The sequence below is a fragment of the Micromonospora sp. NPDC048894 genome, assembly GCF_040649765.1.
Taxonomy (GTDB): domain Bacteria; phylum Actinomycetota; class Actinomycetes; order Mycobacteriales; family Micromonosporaceae; genus Micromonospora; species Micromonospora antibiotica.
Window position 1 is genome coordinate 440,990 of record NZ_JBEZFY010000002.1, and the last position, 16,057, is coordinate 457,046.

General features: G+C 74.8%; 11 protein-coding genes. 6 read left to right on the plus strand and 5 right to left on the minus strand.

The window, feature by feature from the left end; translation table 11 throughout:
• Positions 1-207: 207 nt before the first annotated feature.
• Positions 208-1,848, minus strand: a complete 1,641-nt coding sequence (locus AB0C22_RS05850; protein ID WP_255597557.1) for a beta-1,3-glucanase family protein — start codon at positions 1,846-1,848, stop codon at positions 208-210.
• Positions 1,849-2,182: 334 nt separating this feature from the next.
• Here AB0C22_RS05850 and AB0C22_RS05855 point away from each other — a divergent pair, with 334 nt between their 5' ends.
• Positions 2,183-3,661: a ricin-type beta-trefoil lectin domain protein gene (locus tag AB0C22_RS05855; protein WP_357533727.1), complete on the plus strand. Its 1,479-nt coding sequence runs from the start codon at positions 2,183-2,185 to the stop codon at positions 3,659-3,661.
• Positions 3,662-3,790: 129 nt separating this feature from the next.
• On the opposite strand, the gene AB0C22_RS05860 is transcribed toward AB0C22_RS05855, so the two are convergent.
• A complete protein-coding gene (locus AB0C22_RS05860; RefSeq protein WP_357533729.1) occupies positions 3,791-5,281 on the minus strand; it encodes a S8 family serine peptidase in 1,491 nt (496 codons plus the stop codon).
• Positions 5,282-5,563: 282 nt separating this feature from the next.
• Here AB0C22_RS05860 and AB0C22_RS05865 point away from each other — a divergent pair, with 282 nt between their 5' ends.
• The gene (locus AB0C22_RS05865; RefSeq protein ID WP_357533731.1) at positions 5,564-7,702 is read left to right on the plus strand and encodes a hypothetical protein; all 2,139 of its coding nucleotides are present in this window, start codon (positions 5,564-5,566) and stop codon (positions 7,700-7,702) included.
• On the opposite strand, the gene AB0C22_RS05870 is transcribed toward AB0C22_RS05865, so the two are convergent.
• Positions 7,648-9,837 carry a hypothetical protein gene (locus AB0C22_RS05870; RefSeq protein WP_357533733.1) on the minus strand — a complete coding sequence of 730 codons (2,190 nt, stop codon included), beginning with the start codon at positions 9,835-9,837 and terminating at the stop codon, positions 7,648-7,650. The two genes, AB0C22_RS05865 and AB0C22_RS05870, sit on opposite strands and share 55 nt — an antisense overlap.
• 200 nt (positions 9,838-10,037) lie before the next feature.
• Between AB0C22_RS05870 and AB0C22_RS05875 the strand changes: the two genes are divergently transcribed.
• The gene (locus tag AB0C22_RS05875; protein WP_208566208.1) at positions 10,038-10,523 is read left to right on the plus strand and encodes a hypothetical protein; all 486 of its coding nucleotides are present in this window, start codon (positions 10,038-10,040) and stop codon (positions 10,521-10,523) included.
• Positions 10,524-10,570: 47 nt separating this feature from the next.
• Here AB0C22_RS05875 and pdxY read toward each other — a convergent pair whose 3' ends face one another.
• Together pdxY and AB0C22_RS05885 are read right to left on the minus strand one after the other, a co-directional pair.
• Positions 10,571-11,422, minus strand: coding sequence for a pyridoxal kinase PdxY (gene pdxY, locus AB0C22_RS05880; RefSeq protein ID WP_219461347.1), 852 nt, complete (start codon positions 11,420-11,422; stop codon positions 10,571-10,573).
• Between the two features lie 192 nt (positions 11,423-11,614).
• Positions 11,615-13,648, minus strand: a complete 2,034-nt coding sequence (locus tag AB0C22_RS05885; RefSeq protein WP_357533736.1) for a copper resistance protein CopC — start codon at positions 13,646-13,648, stop codon at positions 11,615-11,617.
• Positions 13,649-13,945: 297 nt separating this feature from the next.
• On the opposite strand from AB0C22_RS05885, the gene AB0C22_RS05890 reads away from it, so the two are divergent.
• From AB0C22_RS05890 to AB0C22_RS05900, 3 genes are all read left to right on the plus strand, one after another.
• A complete protein-coding gene (locus AB0C22_RS05890; RefSeq protein WP_208566211.1) occupies positions 13,946-14,515 on the plus strand; it encodes a sigma-70 family RNA polymerase sigma factor in 570 nt (189 codons plus the stop codon).
• 66 nt (positions 14,516-14,581) lie between these two features.
• Positions 14,582-15,361 carry a zf-HC2 domain-containing protein gene (locus tag AB0C22_RS05895; protein ID WP_357533738.1) on the plus strand — a complete coding sequence of 260 codons (780 nt, stop codon included), beginning with the start codon at positions 14,582-14,584 and terminating at the stop codon, positions 15,359-15,361.
• Positions 15,362-15,455: 94 nt separating this feature from the next.
• Entirely contained in the window at positions 15,456-16,055 is a 600-nt protein-coding gene (locus AB0C22_RS05900; RefSeq protein ID WP_357533740.1) for a copper chaperone PCu(A)C, read from the plus strand.
• The last annotated feature ends 2 nt before the right edge of the window (positions 16,056-16,057 follow it).

Here is a 16,057-nt window from a genome sequence, read left to right on the forward strand (position 1 = left end):
GCCTCCCCCTGACGTACGGGTCGTGCCCGTACGGCCGCGCCGTCGTCTCGACGTCGAGCCCGCCTAGGAAGAGAGCATAACCGTGCTCATCGGACGGTCCACCAGGCCATCGTGTGGCCGGTCGGAACCGTCGGTGCAGGGTGGTGGACGCCGTGGCCCCGACGCACCGGTCGGGATGCTCCACGGGGGCGAGGAGGGTGGCCGGGCTCATCGGGTGAAACGCAGCCAGCGGACGTTGACGAACTCCTCGGGTTGCCCACTGGCGAAGGTCAGGTAGACGTCGTGCACACCGGTCACCGGGGCGAGGTTGCCCGGCACGGTGACCCAGCTCTGCCAACCGCCGGTGCCGGCCACCGCGATGCTGCCCACCGGTGGCAGGCCCGGGGCGTCGAGGCGTACCTCGATCAGGCCCGACACCCCCTGCGGGGCGCCGGAGGCCACCCGCAGCTGGAACTGCGTCGCCGGCTCGCGGCCGAAGTCGACCCCCCGGTAGCCGGCCCAGTCGCCGTGGGCGAGGAACCCCAGATGCTCGCCGCCCTCGCTGGACGGTTCCGTCCGGACGCCCTGCTGCCGGTCGAAGCCCGCCGCCGCGATCTCCTGGCCCACGCCCCGCTGCCCGGCGACGACGACCGGGGCCGGCTCGACGACCACCGGTGCCCGCTCGACGACCACCGGCCCGCCGGCCTGCTGTGGCGGTGCCTCCCCCGGACCGGCGCCGAACGGGGTCAGGGTGACCGTCACCTCGTGCGCCGCGGTGTCCTGGATGTACGACGCGTCGTCGGCCACGTCGTCGAAGGGGAAACCGTACGCCCGGCCGTCGGCGCTGTGCCGGTGCAGCACCCGGGCGTAGTGGTTGGTCACCGGGTGCTGGTAGTAGGCGTCCCGGTTGGTGGTCGGCTGGTCGGGCTGGTCGAGCACCGACCGGTTCAACCCGGCCCCGATGATCGCCGCCACCGGCCCGTAGTGCCCGTCGTTGGGCGCGGCGAGCGCCCCGTCGCAGTGGAACACGTTCAACGTCGAGGGCCGGTCGAACGACCGCGCCCCGTCGTCGAAGGTCAACCGCCCGTCGACCACCCGCCCCCGGTAGCTGCCCAACGGACCTCTGACGCGCAGCTCGGAGCGGCTGTAGCGGTCCCAGGTCTCGGCGATGTAGCCGTCGAAGTATCCCGGGTCGAAGCGGCCCGTCTCGATGCCCTTGCCGGGGGCGATGACGCGCAGTCCGTCGCCGACCACCAGCCGCTCGAACCCGGGCTGGCGGGCCAGCTCGGCGAAGATCGCGTCCCGGCCGCCGTCGACCAGCTTGCCGGTGGCCTGCTCCACGTCGCCGTGCAACCGGATCGACATCGGGATGCTGAACATGTCCACCATGGTGGTGTTGCAGAACATCCCGCTCGCGTTGTACGTGAACTCGCAGCAGTCGTGCAGCACCCCGAAGCTCGGGTCGTCCGCCACCCAGCCGACCGGGTACTGCAACGCCGGCCGCCCGTTGCCGTCGGTGACGACCGTGAACCTCAGGTGACCGTCGATGGCGAAGTAGATCCGACCCGACATCATCGGCAGGACGAACCGGGTCACACCGGAGCCGGCCAGCGGCACCCCGATGTCGGCGACGCCGTCCGGTCCGTTGTGCGCCGGGTCGGCCGGCGTGAAGATCCCGCTCTCCCGGACGTAGCCCATCGCGCCGGTCTCCGCGTGGGTGCCGACGACGTACATCCGGATCGCCGAGTTGGCGAACCGGCCTGTGCTGTTCACCACGTTCAACGGCAGGCCGCCCGAGGCCCGCGCCCGGGAGATCAACGGGGCCGCCACCAGCGGCACACCGACCACGGCGGCACCCGCGAGTCCCATCCCGAGTATCCTGCGGCGAGTCAGCATCACAGCTCCGATCGACGACGGCCATCGCCGCCGGCACCCGGTGTGACATCGGCCGGGCCCGGCGGTAGCCACGTTGACGGCCCGGTACCCCCCTCGGTTCAATGTCGACCGGACCAAAATCATCCGATCCGATCCGAGCCCGGTGAACCAAGGACATCGCGCGTCCGTCACCACAGCGATGCCGTCACGCCGGAAGGGACACCTCCCCGTGAAATCCGATCACCCCTCCTTACGCTCCCGACTGGGGTCGATCCCCCGTCGGACCGTTGCCGGCCTGGTCGCCGGCCTGGCCGTACTGTCCACGGTGGTGGCCGCTGTCGGCTGGGGCGCGGCCTCGGCCCGGGACGACGACCTGACCGGTCGACCCGTCTCCACGGAACACCTGACGACCATCCAGGCCGCCGCCCGGTCCTGCCCGACGCTCACCCCGGCCCGGCTGGCCGGTCAGCTGATGGCCGAATCAGGGTTGGACGGCCGGGCCACCCGGACCGCCTCCGGTGGTCAGGGCATCGCCGGTCTCGACGCCGCCGCGTGGAAGTCGTGGGCGCCGTGGCCCGGTGCGGAACGCTCCGATCCCGCCGCCAACATCCTCGCCCTGGCGCACCTCATGTGTGACCTCAACGGGCAGGTCCGGCTGGCGAACGTGCCCGGTGAGGCCTGGCGGCTGTCCCTGGCCGCGTTCCACACCGGCCTCGACGAGGTACGTGACGCCAAGGGGGTGCCCGCCGACGCCGTCGAGTACGTCGACCAGGCCAGCGGGTACGCCGCCTACTACGGCAAGCTGACCGCGTTCGGCGGTTCCGGTCAGCCCCGCCCGTCGAGCGGTGTCCAGCAGCCCAAGGCGGTGCCCGGCGGTTACACCGCGCTCGTGGTCCGGGCCCGCTCGGTCTGCCCGGAGGTCACGCCCCCGCTGGTCGCCGCGCAGCTGATGGCGTTGTCCGGCTTCGACGTCAACCTGCTCGGCCCCGAGGGTCAGCGGGGCGTCGCGCAGTTCCGCCCCGAGGTCTGGCAGGCGTACGGCCCGACCGACACCTCGGCCTGGGACCCGCAGGCGGCGATCCCGGCGGCCGGTGCCGCCCTGTGCGGGCTGCACCGGGAACTGTCGGGGCTGGAGGGCGACCCGTCGCTGTTGGCGCTGGCCGCGTACCGCAACGGTCCCGCCGCCGTCCGGCAGTCCGGCGGGGACCTCGACGCCGGGACGCAGGCGTTCCTGCGGACCGTACGGGAACACACCGACTACTACGCCCTCGACAGCCGGCTCCGGGCGGCGGCGTCGCCGTCGCCCAGTCCGTCGCCCACGCCGAGCCCGACGCCGTCGCCCACCCCGAGCGGCAGCCCGGCCGCCCCGACGACGCCCCCCGCGAGCCCGCCGGGCAAGAAGCCCACGCCGGCACCGACCCGGCCGGCCGGCACGAAGCAACTGGTGGGCAAGGAGACCGGGCTGTGCGTCACCGCCGGCACCAGCGACGGGGTACGCGCCGTGCTGAGCAAGTGTCGGGAGGAGAAGTCGCAGTGGTGGGACTTCCGATCCGACGGCACCGTCCGGGCCAACGGACTCTGCCTCGACGTGGCCTGGGGTGAGAAGAAGGACGGCACCCCCGTGCAGGTCGCCGTGTGCAGCGGCAATCCGGCCCAGAAGTGGGAGTGGACCGAGTACAACGGCCGCACGTCCCTGCTCAACCGGGAGACCGACCGGTGCCTGGACGTCGACGGCCACGGGGTGGGCGCCCCGATGATGTCCTGGGTCTGCGTGTTCAACCCCAAGCAGACCTTCACCCGGCGCTGACCGGCCCCCACACGACCGGATGCCCGGTGGCCCACCCGAGGGGGTCGGCCACCGGGCATCCGGCTACCGGCGGTGCCCGCCCGACCGGGACACCCGGCCGTCCGACGTCGGACCGGACCCGGGGTCGGCTCAGCCGGCGAACCGGCGGCGACGCAGGCGCAGCCCGAAGACCACGCCGGCACCGCAGAGCAACGCGATGCCGAGGATGACGGCCAGCGCCGCGCCGGTGCTGCCCTGCTGCTGGCTGGCCACCTGGTTGCGGTCGTCCACCGCCACCGACACCGAGGCAGCCGGGTTGATCATGCCGGAGCCGTACTTGGCGTCGGGGGCCGTGCCGATCGCGTCGGCGGTGCCGCGGATCCGCTCCTTGACCTGCGCGGCGGTCAGGTCGGGCTGGGCCGCCCGGATCAGCGCCGCCTGCCCGGCCACGAACGCCACGGCGAACTCGGTGCCGGTGTTGCTGACCGCCCGGCCGCCGCCGACGCCGAGGCTCGCCACGTCCACCCCGGGCGCGACCACCTCGACCGCGCCCGCCACGTACTGCTCGGCGAGCTGGTCACCGGCCCCGACCCCGCCGGTGAACAGCAGCGCCCCACCTCCGGACCGGCCGGCCGGGGACGGCGGCGTCACCGCCTTGGTCGGCGCACCGGCCACCAGCAGGACGTCGTGGTCGAGGGCGGTGGCCACGGAGGACGCCACCGCCGGGTCACCGAGGTCGACATGCGAGCCGACCGCGACGACCGAAGCACCGGCGCTGACCGCCACCTCGATGGCGTTCGCCGCGTCGGCCGGCCGGGCGGCACCCGACCCGCGTACCACCCGCACGGGCAGGATGGTGGCGTCCGGGGCGATGCCGACCGGGCTGCCGTCGACACTGCTGTCACCGGCGATGATGCCCGCCATCGCGGTGCCGCTGCCCAGGCAGTCGGTGTCCCCACGCCCGTTGCCGACCGTGACGTCCGCGCCGACCGCGACCCGGCCGCTGAGCTGCTGCACGCTCGCGTCGACACCGCTGTCGACCACCGCCACCTTGACCCCGTTGCCCCGGGTCAGGGTCCAGGCGCTGTCGGCGGCCATCCGCAGCTGCGCCCAGTCCGAACGGCTGCTCGACCCAGTCGTGGCGGTGCACTTCGGGCCGGCACCCCCGGGGCGGGGGCTGGCGCCCGTGCGGCTCGGGCTCGGCGTCGGGGGCGGGGTCGGGCTGGCGGCGCCGGGTGTGGGACCGGCCGTGCCGGCGGGCCGGGCACTCGGGGTGGGCCGCTTCCCCGCCGGGAGCTGGCCGTACGTCACCCCCTCACCGGCCGCGTCCCACGGCAGCACCAACTGCCAGCCGGCCTTCAACCGCCCCGGGTCGGTCAACCGGGACCCGTCCGGCTGCACCCGTCCCGTGTTCAGGTGGTAGATCTCCGCGGACCGCTCACCGCTGCCGAGGAACCGCCGTGCGATCGCCGTCAGGCTCTCCGGCTGGCCCTGGTACTGCGCCGCGACCACGTAGAACTTCACGTAGGGCTGCGGATCGTTGGTGGCCTTCGCCACAGCCGGCCCGGTCAGCGCCATGAGCACGCAGCCAGCCGTCGCCACCGCGAGCAGGCGGGCAAGGATCGAGCGCTTCGCCAGCACTGGGTGTCCCCCTTCAGTCACCATGGCCGAGCGTCACCGGCCTTCACCGTCTATTGCGGATCAGCGGCGAGTTCGTTCAAATCAATCTGAACCAGATTTCCATGATCCTCGTCATGAGGTCTGCCGAGAGTACCGGCCGACGATGACGGGAAGATCTCCTCGGGCCGTCCCCCCGATGGGAGCGGATGACCGGTAGGCAGCCGATGGTCCACCGCCGACGGTGGCGACGACGACCGAGGGGACCGGGCCGTCAGGCCCAGTGGAGACGAAGGTGGGGCGGCGGTGACCGGGCTTGGGCGTACGGCAGGGCCGACGGGCGGCAACGGCTTCGACCGGGTGCCGGCCACCCGTCGCTTCGACCCCCGCCGACACCGCCGCATCGCCGGGCTGTTCGACCTGTGGTTGGCACCCGGGCCGGGCGGACGGCTGGTGGTGCCCACCGACCCCGGTCGACCGCTCGACGCCCGGGCCGTGGCCACCCTGGTCCGGCACGGCGCGGACGCGGCACAGGACGTGCGGATCCTCGCCGACGACGGAGCCCGGCACGTCGAACTGTTCACCGAAGTGGCCGGCCTGCTCGGCCACGACGTGCTGGTCAGCCCGGACGGGTCCGACATCCGGCACGCCACGGACCGCACGACCGGCCCGGCAACCCGGTCGACCAGCGACGGCGGGCCGCTGGACGCGGTGCCGCTGGACCGGGTGACCCGCCAGCCGATGGACTGGCTCGTGCTCCAACCACCGGATCTCGCCACCTCGCTGCCCGGCTGGTTCGCGGTGGACGACGGTCTGGTCCGCCCCCGTACCGGGGTGGTGGGCCTGCCGCTGCCGGACGGTCTCGCCCTTGCCACCCGGGCCGACTTCGTCACCAGACGGGCCACCGCGCACCGGCTGGGCGCGTCGACCGGGGTGGTCACCGTGGCCGTCACGGCCCGGTCCGGGGGTTTCCTGGTCGGCAACTACAGCGGCACCCAGGACGTGCACAGCGGCGGGCAGCTCGCCGCGGTCCTCGGCGACCTCCCGCTCTACGGCGCGGACCTGCGGCTCTGGCTGACCTGGCCGTCCGACGCCGACGAACAGGCCCGGCTCGTCACCCAGGTCGTCGAGCTGGCCGAGACGACCGGTGCCACCGTCTGGACCCCACCCCCCGGTGGTCGGGCCGAGCTGATCGACGACCGCCGTGACCTGCGCTCTTTCGACCCGGCCGGCGCGATCGCCGCCTGGCAGGCCCACCGGCCGAGGTACGCCGACGGGCCAGCCACCCTCGACGCGACCCCCGAAGGGCTGCTGGTGTCCCGGCTGGACCGGCAGCGGATCGTGGTGGCGTCGGCCACCGGCGGGACCGTCGACACCACCCCGGTGTCCGACCGTCCCCCGGCGGACCGGACCGGCGAACCCGACGGCGTCGACACCGGGAGCCCGACGGCGGACCGTCCCGCGCCCTCGACCCCCGCCACCGCACCCGCCCCGACACCGGCCGGCACCACCGTCGGGTCCGCGGCGGAGCAACCGGCCGTGGCCCTGCCCCGCCCCGCACTCGTCACCGACAACCGCCGGGCCGCGGACTACGGTCCACCCTGGTTGCGGCGGGGCCAGCAGGTCAACGCCGAGGCGTTCGAGGCGTTCGTCCTCGCCGAGGGTGATCCGGCCCGCGCAGTCACCGACGGTGTGCCGAGCGTCGAGTTGTTCCTGGCCGCCTTCCTCGATCCCCGGTCGGCCCCGGCCGGCAGCGACCTGCTGCGGGTCCGGATCGGACCCGGCGGTGCCGTCGCCATGGCGGTGCTGCGTACCCACGTCCCGGCGCGGTTCAAGTACGTCCTGGGCAGCCCCGACACCTACCTGCTGCCGGCCGCCCGGCTGGACCGGGTCTGGCTGGTGGGCGGGTTCCGGTCCGACGGCCACGGCCGGCTGCTGCCCACCGTGGACGCCGACGGCGAACCACTGCGGATCCGGCCCGCGCCCACCAGCCGCTCGGTCGCCGGGCTACCCCACGACGTCCGCCGCTGGCCCGGATTCGGCACCCGGACGGCGTACGCCCTGCTGCCGGCCAGGTCACGGGGGCTGCCCCGGGGCTGGTTGCCGTTGCACCAACAGCGGCCCGTGGCCCGCCCGGGCCGGTTGCTGGTGGAGGTCCGGGTGCCGGCGGGCCGCACCGTCGACGTCGACGCCACCCACACCGCGCTGACCGGGTTGCCCCTGGCCCGGACCAGGGTCGCGCGGCTGCACCACGCGGGGGTGGCGCTGGTCCTCGGCAGCCGGTCGTACGACCGGATCGTGGTGCAGCGCGCCTACCGTGCGCAGGGCGGCGGGTGGCAACGGATCGGGGATCTCACCCCCGGCCCGCTGCCGTCCGTCGTCGCCGACCTTCAGTCCGCCGTACCGGCCCGGGTGGTCGACCCGCCGCCGGTCGACGCCACCTGAACCGACCACCGGCCGGCGGGCACCGGCCCGATCACCACAGGTACGCACCGTCCCCCGCTCTCCGTGGCGAGTCGACGCGCCCCGGCCAGTTCCGCACCCGCCAGACCGGGCGTGAACACCACGTACGGCGGGGCGGGGTCCACGTCGGGAGCGGGGGCCGCCGGTAACCCGGGCAGCGGACGGCAGCCCTCCGGGGCCTGCGCACCGAGCACCCCACCCACCGTGGCCACCCCGATCCCGGCGGACCGTAGCCGGCGGGCGAAGAGGGCGGCGGTGTCTCGGCAGTCGTCGGTCCCGCCGACGAGGGTGAGCACGTCGGGTGCCCGGCCCAGGTCGACGTGCAGCCGCCAGGGTCCCCGGTGCCCCAGCACCAGCGGCAGGGTCGCCGGCGGCGCGGCCTCGTCCGGGCCGAGCCAGGCGTAGGGGGGCGCACCCCGGCCCGCCGCCACCCCGACCAACCGGACCTGGATCGGCCCGAGTTCGGTTTCCAGCTCGGTGCTGAGGTAGGGGACCTCGTTGCCGCCCGGCACCGTCGGCCGGGGCAGCTCGGGTACGGCAGGCGGGGCGACCGGCGTGCCGGTGACCGGACGGGCCGGGGCCGGCGCACCCGACGGCTCCGGAAGCCCTGATGGCTCCGACGCACCCGACGCACCCGACGGCCCCGACGGCCCCGACGGCTCGACCGTCGCCAGGTCCACCGGGGTCGGCCGGGGCGGTGCCGACTGCGGTGACCGGGGCGGCCAGACCGGCTTCGCCGGGAGCGCCGGAACCGGGAGTGCCGGTGCGGCGGGGGGTGTGGCCCCTTCGGGCTCCGCAGCGCCGGTGCCGGGCGCACGCTGCACTGTCGGCTCCGATGGCACCGGCGGAGCCGTGGCCGGTGACGCCGGGATTGGGAGCCGCGGGGGCGACGTCCGGGCCGGTGACGTCGGTGATGCCGGGGCCGGTGACGCCGAAGCCGGTGACGTCGGTGATGCCGGGGCCGGTGACGCCGAAGCCGGTGACGTCGGTGATGCCGGGGCCGGTGACGTCGGTGATGCCGGGATCGGTGGCTGGATCGGCAGCGACGGTGTCGGTGACGCGGTGGCCGGTGACGCGGTGGCCGGTGACGGTGCCGGGACCGCCAGGGTCGGTGGGGACGCTGGTGACGGTGCCGCCGGGGCCGGAGCCGGGGATGACGGTGCCGGTGGGAGCGGTGACGGCTGGGGGGCGGGGGGCGGCTGGGGGGCGAAGGACGGTGCCGGCGGGAGCGGCCCGGCGACCGGGGATGGCGTGGCCAGCCGGGTGACGGGCGGCGGTGGGATCGGCCGGGTGACCGGCGGTGGCAGCGGCGGGGTCGGTCGGGGCGCCACGGCCACCGGAGCCGGCCGGGGCGCTGCGGCCACCGGAGCCGCTCGGGGTGCCGTAGCCGGGGCCGGTCCACTGGTCGGAGGCGGTGGTGGGATGTCCACGTCGCCGACCGCCGGGCCGGCGGTGAGTTCGGCGGGGGTCGGGGTGTGGTGCCGCTGCGGCGGCCACGGCCCGTCGTCCTCCAGCACCACCCGGCGGTTCCCACCCCGCCGCAGCAGCATCACCGCCACCGCCGCGAAGAAGACCGCCAGCAGCCCGGCGGTACCCCGGATCAGCAGCGGGCTCAGCGGGCCGGCCGCCACCGGGCCATCGGGGGGTCGGGCGACCGCCCGGGTGCCCGCCTGCGCCGGGGTGGTGGCGGGCCGGGGCGCAGCGGACGTCGTCGTCCGGGGGGTCGGGCTGGGACGCACCGGGGTCGAGGGCGGGGCGCTCGGACCCGGTGGCCGTGGGGCGGGCGGGCCGAGCTGCGGCAGTCGTCCGATCCGTACCCCCTGGCCCTTCGCGTCCCGGGGCAACACGAGCTGCCAGCCGGGGCGCAGGACCACACCGTCGGTGAACGTCTCGCCGTCCGGTTGGGCCCGCCCCGCATTCAGCTCGACGATCTCCCGGAACCGGTTACCGTTGCCGAGGGTACGCAGCGCGATGGCGTAGAGGTACTCCCGCTGACCGTCGACGGGTGGCCCGACCACGTAGTACCGGCCGGTCTCGGCGGGCACCGCACGTACCGGCCCCGCCGCAACGACCAGCACGATCCCGACCAGCAGCACCGTGACAAAGGCTCGCCGCATCCCCACCATTGCTCTCCACACCCTCGGTCCCACCGACATCCTCCCGTCCCGGTCCCCTTCTACGAACCGGGGTGCCGACGGTTCAACCGGAGGGCGATCGGCCTGCGCGCCGGGACGGACGGGCCGCCGGACCATCCCACTTCCACCGGTGGTACGCCGCCCGGGCGGACGTGGTCCGGGGGCCGTGCCAGGATGTGGCGGTGTCGTATCCCCCTCAGCCGTCGTACCCGGCCGCGCCCGGCGGCGTCACGCCGATGATCGCCTACCCCCACCCGATCCCGCCGCCCCCGGGGCACGCGGTGCTGACCGTCTCGGTCAACCGGGGGCCGTACCTGGTGCCCGCCCCCTCCACGAGCCGGTTCAAGGTCGACGGCCGGTTGGTGGCGATCCCGGGCGAGGGCACCTGGTACGTGGCCGTCCCGGCCGGGCCGCACGACGTCCGCTACACCGACTTCATGGGCATCCCCGTCATCACCACCGCGCTGGTCACCCAGCCGGGGGTGGTGTACCCGTTGTCGTTCCGCTTCGGCGGCTGGCGCAACCGGGTCCACGACGGGCAGGGCACCGACGTGACGAAGTTCGGCATGTGGTCGAACTACAGCATCCTGCTCGTCACGCTGGCCGTGCTGGGGGTGCTCTGCTGCGGTGGCTTCGGCCTCGTCGCGGCGTTCTCCACGTCGCCCTGACCGTCGCGCCGGCCGGGGCGAGTACGGGGTCGCAGCCCGTACCGGGGTCAGCGCAGCCGGCGCGCGACGAACCTGGTCGGCGGGTCGGCGATGGCGTCCTGGGCCGCGACCAGCTGGATCTCCCGGGTGCCCGCCGCGAGGGTGCGCTCCAGCACGGTGAAGACCGAGGCGATGGTCCGTTCCAGGGCGATCGCCGGTGAGCCCGTGGTGCGCAGGTGGGCCAGGTAGAGCGCGGCGGTGACGTCGCCGCCGCCGTTGGGGCTGATCGGCAGCAGGGGCGTGGTCACCGCCCAGGCACCCTCGTCCGAGACCGCCACCACCTCCAGCAAGCCGGCCGGCACGTCGTCGTGCAGCACGCTGGTGACCAGGACGTCGCGGGGGCCGGTGGCGCGGACCACGTCGACGGCGTCCAGCACGGCGGTCAGCGAGGTGGTCGTCCGGCCGGCGAGGAAGTCCAACTCGAAGTGGTTCGGGGTGATGATGTCGGCCCGCGGGACCACCACGTCGCGCAGGTACTCCGGGATGCCCGGCCGGACGAACATCCCGCGGCCGGTGTCGCCCATCACCGGGTCGCAGCAGTACACCGCGTCCGGGTTGGCGGCCCGGACCCGGTCGGCCGCGTCGAGGATCACCGCACCCATCGCCGGGTCGCCCTGGTAGCCCGACAGCACCGCGTCGGCGGTGCCGAGCACCCCACGGTCGGCGATGCCCTCGATCACCTCCGCCACGTCGGCCGGGGCCAGCAGCGGCCCGCGCCACGCACCGTAGCCGGTGTGGTTGGAGAAGTGCACGGTGAGCACCGGCCAGACCTCGTGCCCGAGGCGCTGGAGGGGGAACACGGCCGCCGAGTTGCCGACGTGACCGTAGGCGACCGAGGACTGGATGGACAGGATCTTCACCGGCCCATCATGGCCGCTGCCACCGACACCCCGGGTACGGGCCCTCCGATTCGTCCCGGCCGGGCCCACCGGTTCACCCCCGCCGGGCTGCCGGCCCCCGCCGGACGGCCCGGCCGGCTGACGCCTGTGGGCCCGGCGGCCGGGACCACCCGCCGGGTCGGCAATCCGGGGACCGGTCGCCGGGGCCGGCGCTCAGCCCAGGTCGAGGGTGTACTGCGCGGTGTGCACCTGCCCGTCGACCTGGAAGTCGAAGAACGCGCGGTACCGCCCGGTGCTCGGGGCGGTCAGCCAGAACCGGACCGTCCCGTCCACCAGCTCCGGCTCGGGGTGGACGTGCACGTAGCCCAGGTCACCCTCCCGCACCACGACCAGGTGCCCGTACGCCCCCAGGTAGCGCTCCAGCCGGGACGGCTCGACCCCGTCGGGCCGGAAGGACAGCGGCACCGTCACGCCCACTGTCGGCGTACCGGTCATCGTCACCGTGAACGGGCCGGCCGTCGACTGCTGCGCGGCGGGCGGCAGCGGGGCCGGAGTGTGCGCACCGGGCACCTGGTGGTCGACGCCCAGCACCAGCGGCACCGTTTTGCCGTCGACGCCGGTCACCGAGAAGTCGGCGTAGATGCGGTAGCCGCCGGGCCGGGCCAGCGTCAGCGGGACCGTCCAGGTGCCGTCCGCCGCCATGGTGGGATGCAGGTGCTGGTAGCCACTCAGGTCGCGACCCACCACGACCAGGTGCAGTTGCTTGTCGTGGACGACCGCGAAGCGGGTCGCCGGCTGACCGTCGGCACCGACGATCCGGAACCGGTAGTCCGTGCGTACCCCCGCTGGTTGGGTCCTGGCCTGCGGCTGCACGGTGTAGCCGCCGGAGTTCACCGACAACCCGGTCACCTGCGCCTGTGTCGCGCCGTCACCGGGATGGGTGTGCGCGCCGGTGCCGGGTCCGTGCTGGTGCCCGTCCCCCGCCGACAGCGCCGCCCCGGTGACCGGCGGCGCTGTCGCGCTGCGGTCGGCGGGCCGGGTGCCGGAGCCGAGCCGGCCGAGCCCGAACCCGGCCAGCAGGGCGACCACCAGCCCCCCGACGAGCAGCGCGAGGCCGGTGTTGCCCAGCCGGGTGCCCCGTTCCGCTGCCGGCCCGGCCACGGCGGGTCCCTCCTCGGCCGTGGTGGGTACCGCCTCGGTGGCGGGCGCGACCGTGCTGGCTGCGGCTCCCCTGGTGCTTGCTGCCGCCTTGACGCCTGATGCCGCCTTGGCGGCGGGGGCGGCCTTGGCGGGTACCACCTCGGTGGCGGGGGGTGCCGGCACCGGCTCGGCGGCCCCCGCGCGCGGGGCAGCGGGACGGTTCGCCCCCCGGCGACCGCGCGCCGTCGTCGACCGGGTCGGGCGGGCCCCGGCGGCGGACCGGGCGACCGACCCCCGGCTGCGGGGCCGGCCACCGGCGCGGCCGGCGGCCCGGGCAGCCGGGACCGGGCGACGCCGCCAGGCTGCGAAGCCGACCGCCGCCACGACCAGCACCGCACCGCCGGCCCAGGCCAGCCACCCGAGGTCGTTCCCGTCGCTGCCGGGGGTGGCCGCGGCCGGCGGGGCCGCGGCGGTGGCGGCCGTCGAGGGGGCCGGTGGGACCGCGGAGGCCGGCCCGCCCGGAGCTGCGCCGCCGGTGTGGCCGGAGGTGGCGTGCTGCTCGGCGGCGGCCACCAACGCCGGGTCCGGCTGGTCGACCGGTGGCCGCCAGCCCTGCGGGGCGGCCGTCGCCCGCCCGGTGTACCGGAAACTCATGGTGCCCCGCACCGGCTCGCCGTCCGAGGCCACCGACAGGTAGCTCACCGCGTACTGCCCCGCCGCCGGCAGGTGGGCCAGGGTCACCACCGCCGGGAAACCCGTGCTGTACTCCTTCGGCTCGAACTTGCCGTCGACCAGCAGGTACTCCCGGACCGGCTTGTCCAGGGGCCGGGGTGAGCCCTGCCGCCAGCCGTTGTCGACCCGACCACCCCCGGGGCCGGTGACGGTGAAGTAGGCGTTGGCGGCGACCTGCTCGGTGAAGTACAGCTCCACCTCCGTCAGCGCCTCGGTCACCGTGGCGTCGGCCGCCGGGGTGGACATCGCCAGCGTGCCGTGTGCCTGGGCCGGCCGGGCGGTGGGGAGCAGGACGACCGCCGAGGCGAGCACGAACGCGAGGAGGCCCGCGAGGGCACGCCCGGTGGGCCCGGTGGCTGGAGGGGGACAGCGCATCGGATCATCCTCACGAAGAGCGGACTTCGATCAATAGTTCACCAACTTTTTACGCAGATGGCAAAAGTTTTGGCCAGGACGCCCCGATCCCGACCCCGGATGATCAAAACTCGCCGCGGCGACGGCACCGCCCGACGCAGGACCGCGCCACCGGGTAAGGACGAGGTGATCCGTTGCCGGCTTCCGTCCGTACCAGTGGGCGAGGGTGACGCCGGGTGTGCCGTACGCTCACCCGAGACCTACTACACCCCGTCGTTACGGTTGGCGGGCGTGCGCGACCGGACACGGAGGTAGCAGGTGAGCGACGACGACGCGGAGGTCACCGCGTGGGCGCTGGCCGCGGGTCGGGGTGACCGGGAGGCAGCAGCCCGGTTCATCCGGGCCACCCAGCAGCACGTACGACGGTTCGTCGCCCACCTGATCAGTCCGGCCGAGGCCGACGACCTCACCCAGGAGACGTACCTGCGGGCGATGCGGTCGCTGCCGTCGTTCGCCGCCCGGTCGTCGGCCCGGACCTGGCTGCTCGGCATCGCCCGGCGCACCGCCGTCGACCACGTACGGGCCGCCACGTCGCGCCCGCGCACCGTGCCGTTGTCCGAGTGGCACGACACCCCGGACACTCGGGGCAGCGGCTTCGACGGCGAGGTGGTCCTCAACGACCTGCTGTTGGCCCTGCCCGCCGACCGTCGGGAGGCGTTCGTCGCCACCCAGGTCCTCGGCCTGTCCTACGCCGAGGCGGCCGAAGTGTGCGGCTGTCCGGTCGGCACCATCCGGTCCCGGGTCGCCCGGGCCCGGGAGGATCTCGTCGTGCTGGTCGAGGGCAACCCCCGCTCGATCCGCCGCCGGCCCGGAAGCGCCGCCGGCTGACCGCTGACCTGGGTCGCGACCACGGTCCACGGGAACCAGCGGGCACCCCGGTCCGACTACCGGTACATGGGGTGTGAGCAGTGGCGTGAGATCCTGTCGGCGCAGCTGGACGGCGAGGAGACCCCCGCCGAGCGGATCGCGGTCGACGCCCACCTGGACGGGTGCACGGGCTGCCGGGACTGGTGTGACCAGGCCGCGACGGTGACCAGACGGTCCCGACTGGCCCTCTCCGCCCCCGCCCCCGGCCGGCGGCGTCGGGCGGTGCCCGGCCCCGATCTCACCGACGCCGTCCTGGCCGCGCTCCCCGCACCCCGCCGGCTCCGCGACCGGCTCGTGTTCGCCCTGCGCACCGGGCTGGCCCTCATCGGCGCACTGCAACTGGTGCTGGGACTGGCCCAGGTCGGGCGGGGCCCGGCTGCCGGTCACGCCCACGGCGCGCTCGACACGCTGACCTCCGGGCACCTGTGGCACGAGTCCGCCGCCTGGAACATCGCCGTCGGCGCGGGTTTCCTGTTCGTCGCGGCCCGGCGCACCCCGACCAGCGGGCTCCTGCCGACCCTGAGCGCCTTCGTCGGGGCCCTGGTGCTGCTCTCGGCCAACGACCTGGTCACCGGGCGGGTGGAACCGCCCCGGCTGGTCAGTCACGGTTTCCTGCTCACCGGTTACCTGATCGTGGTCGCCCTGTCCCGACCCCGACTGCGACCCGACGGGCCGGCGGGCCGCGACCAGCGCGACCGTCCCGCGTGGCGGCTGGCCGCGCACGACGTACCGACCGCCACGCCGCCCCTGCGCCTGGTGCCGCCGCACGTCGGTTCGGCGCGGATCCGCGACCGGTCGGCGGCCTGACCGACCACGAAACGTCGATGCCGACCGGCCGGAACTTCCAGGGCCCGGTGACCGACCAACGGGACAGAGCACCAGCACAACGGAGGAAGAACCCATGCGCCCCACCCGTCCACTCGGCTCGTATCGACGCCCGTCGGTCGTCCTCGCCACCACCGCCGCAGCGCTGCTGGCGCTCGGCACCGCCGGCTGCGGCCCGGCCGATCCGGCCGCAGCTCCGCAGTCGAGCGCCTCGGCCCCGGCGAGCGCGGTCACGGGGGTGGTCGACATTCGCGACCCGTGGGTGAAGGCGGCCGACAAGGGCATGACGGCGGCCTTCGCGACCCTGGTCAACAGCGGCGACGCCGACGTGACGCTCACCGGTGCCACGACGTCGGTGTCGCCGATGGAGCTGCACGAGATGACCATGAAGGACGGAAAGATGGTCATGCGACAGAAGGAGGGCGGCATCGTGATCAAGGCGAAGGGCACCCATGTCCTGGAGCCCGGCGGTGATCACCTGATGCTGATGGACCTGCGTCAGCCGGTGCGGGCCGGTGACGCCCTCACCGTGACCCTCACCTTCGGCGATGGTCGGACCCAGCAGTTCACCGCCGTGGCGAAGCCGTTCACCGGCGCGCAGGAGAGCTACGCCCCCGACCACGGCGCCCCCATGCCGAGCATGAGCGGGCAGCCGACGACGAGTCCGGCGTCGTGACC

Coding starts and splice junctions, on each gene's coding strand:
- AB0C22_RS05850 (WP_255597557.1), bottom strand. CDS start 1,848: ATGGGACTCGCGGGTGCCGCCGTGGTCGGTGTGCCGCTGGTGGCGGCC.
- AB0C22_RS05870 (WP_357533733.1), bottom strand. CDS start 9,837: ATGCGGCGAGCCTTTGTCACGGTGCTGCTGGTCGGGATCGTGCTGGTC.
- AB0C22_RS05885 (WP_357533736.1), bottom strand. CDS start 13,648: ATGCGCTGTCCCCCTCCAGCCACCGGGCCCACCGGGCGTGCCCTCGCG.
- AB0C22_RS05895 (WP_357533738.1), top strand. CDS start 14,582: ATGGGGTGTGAGCAGTGGCGTGAGATCCTGTCGGCGCAGCTGGACGGC.
- AB0C22_RS05900 (WP_357533740.1), top strand. CDS start 15,456: ATGCGCCCCACCCGTCCACTCGGCTCGTATCGACGCCCGTCGGTCGTC.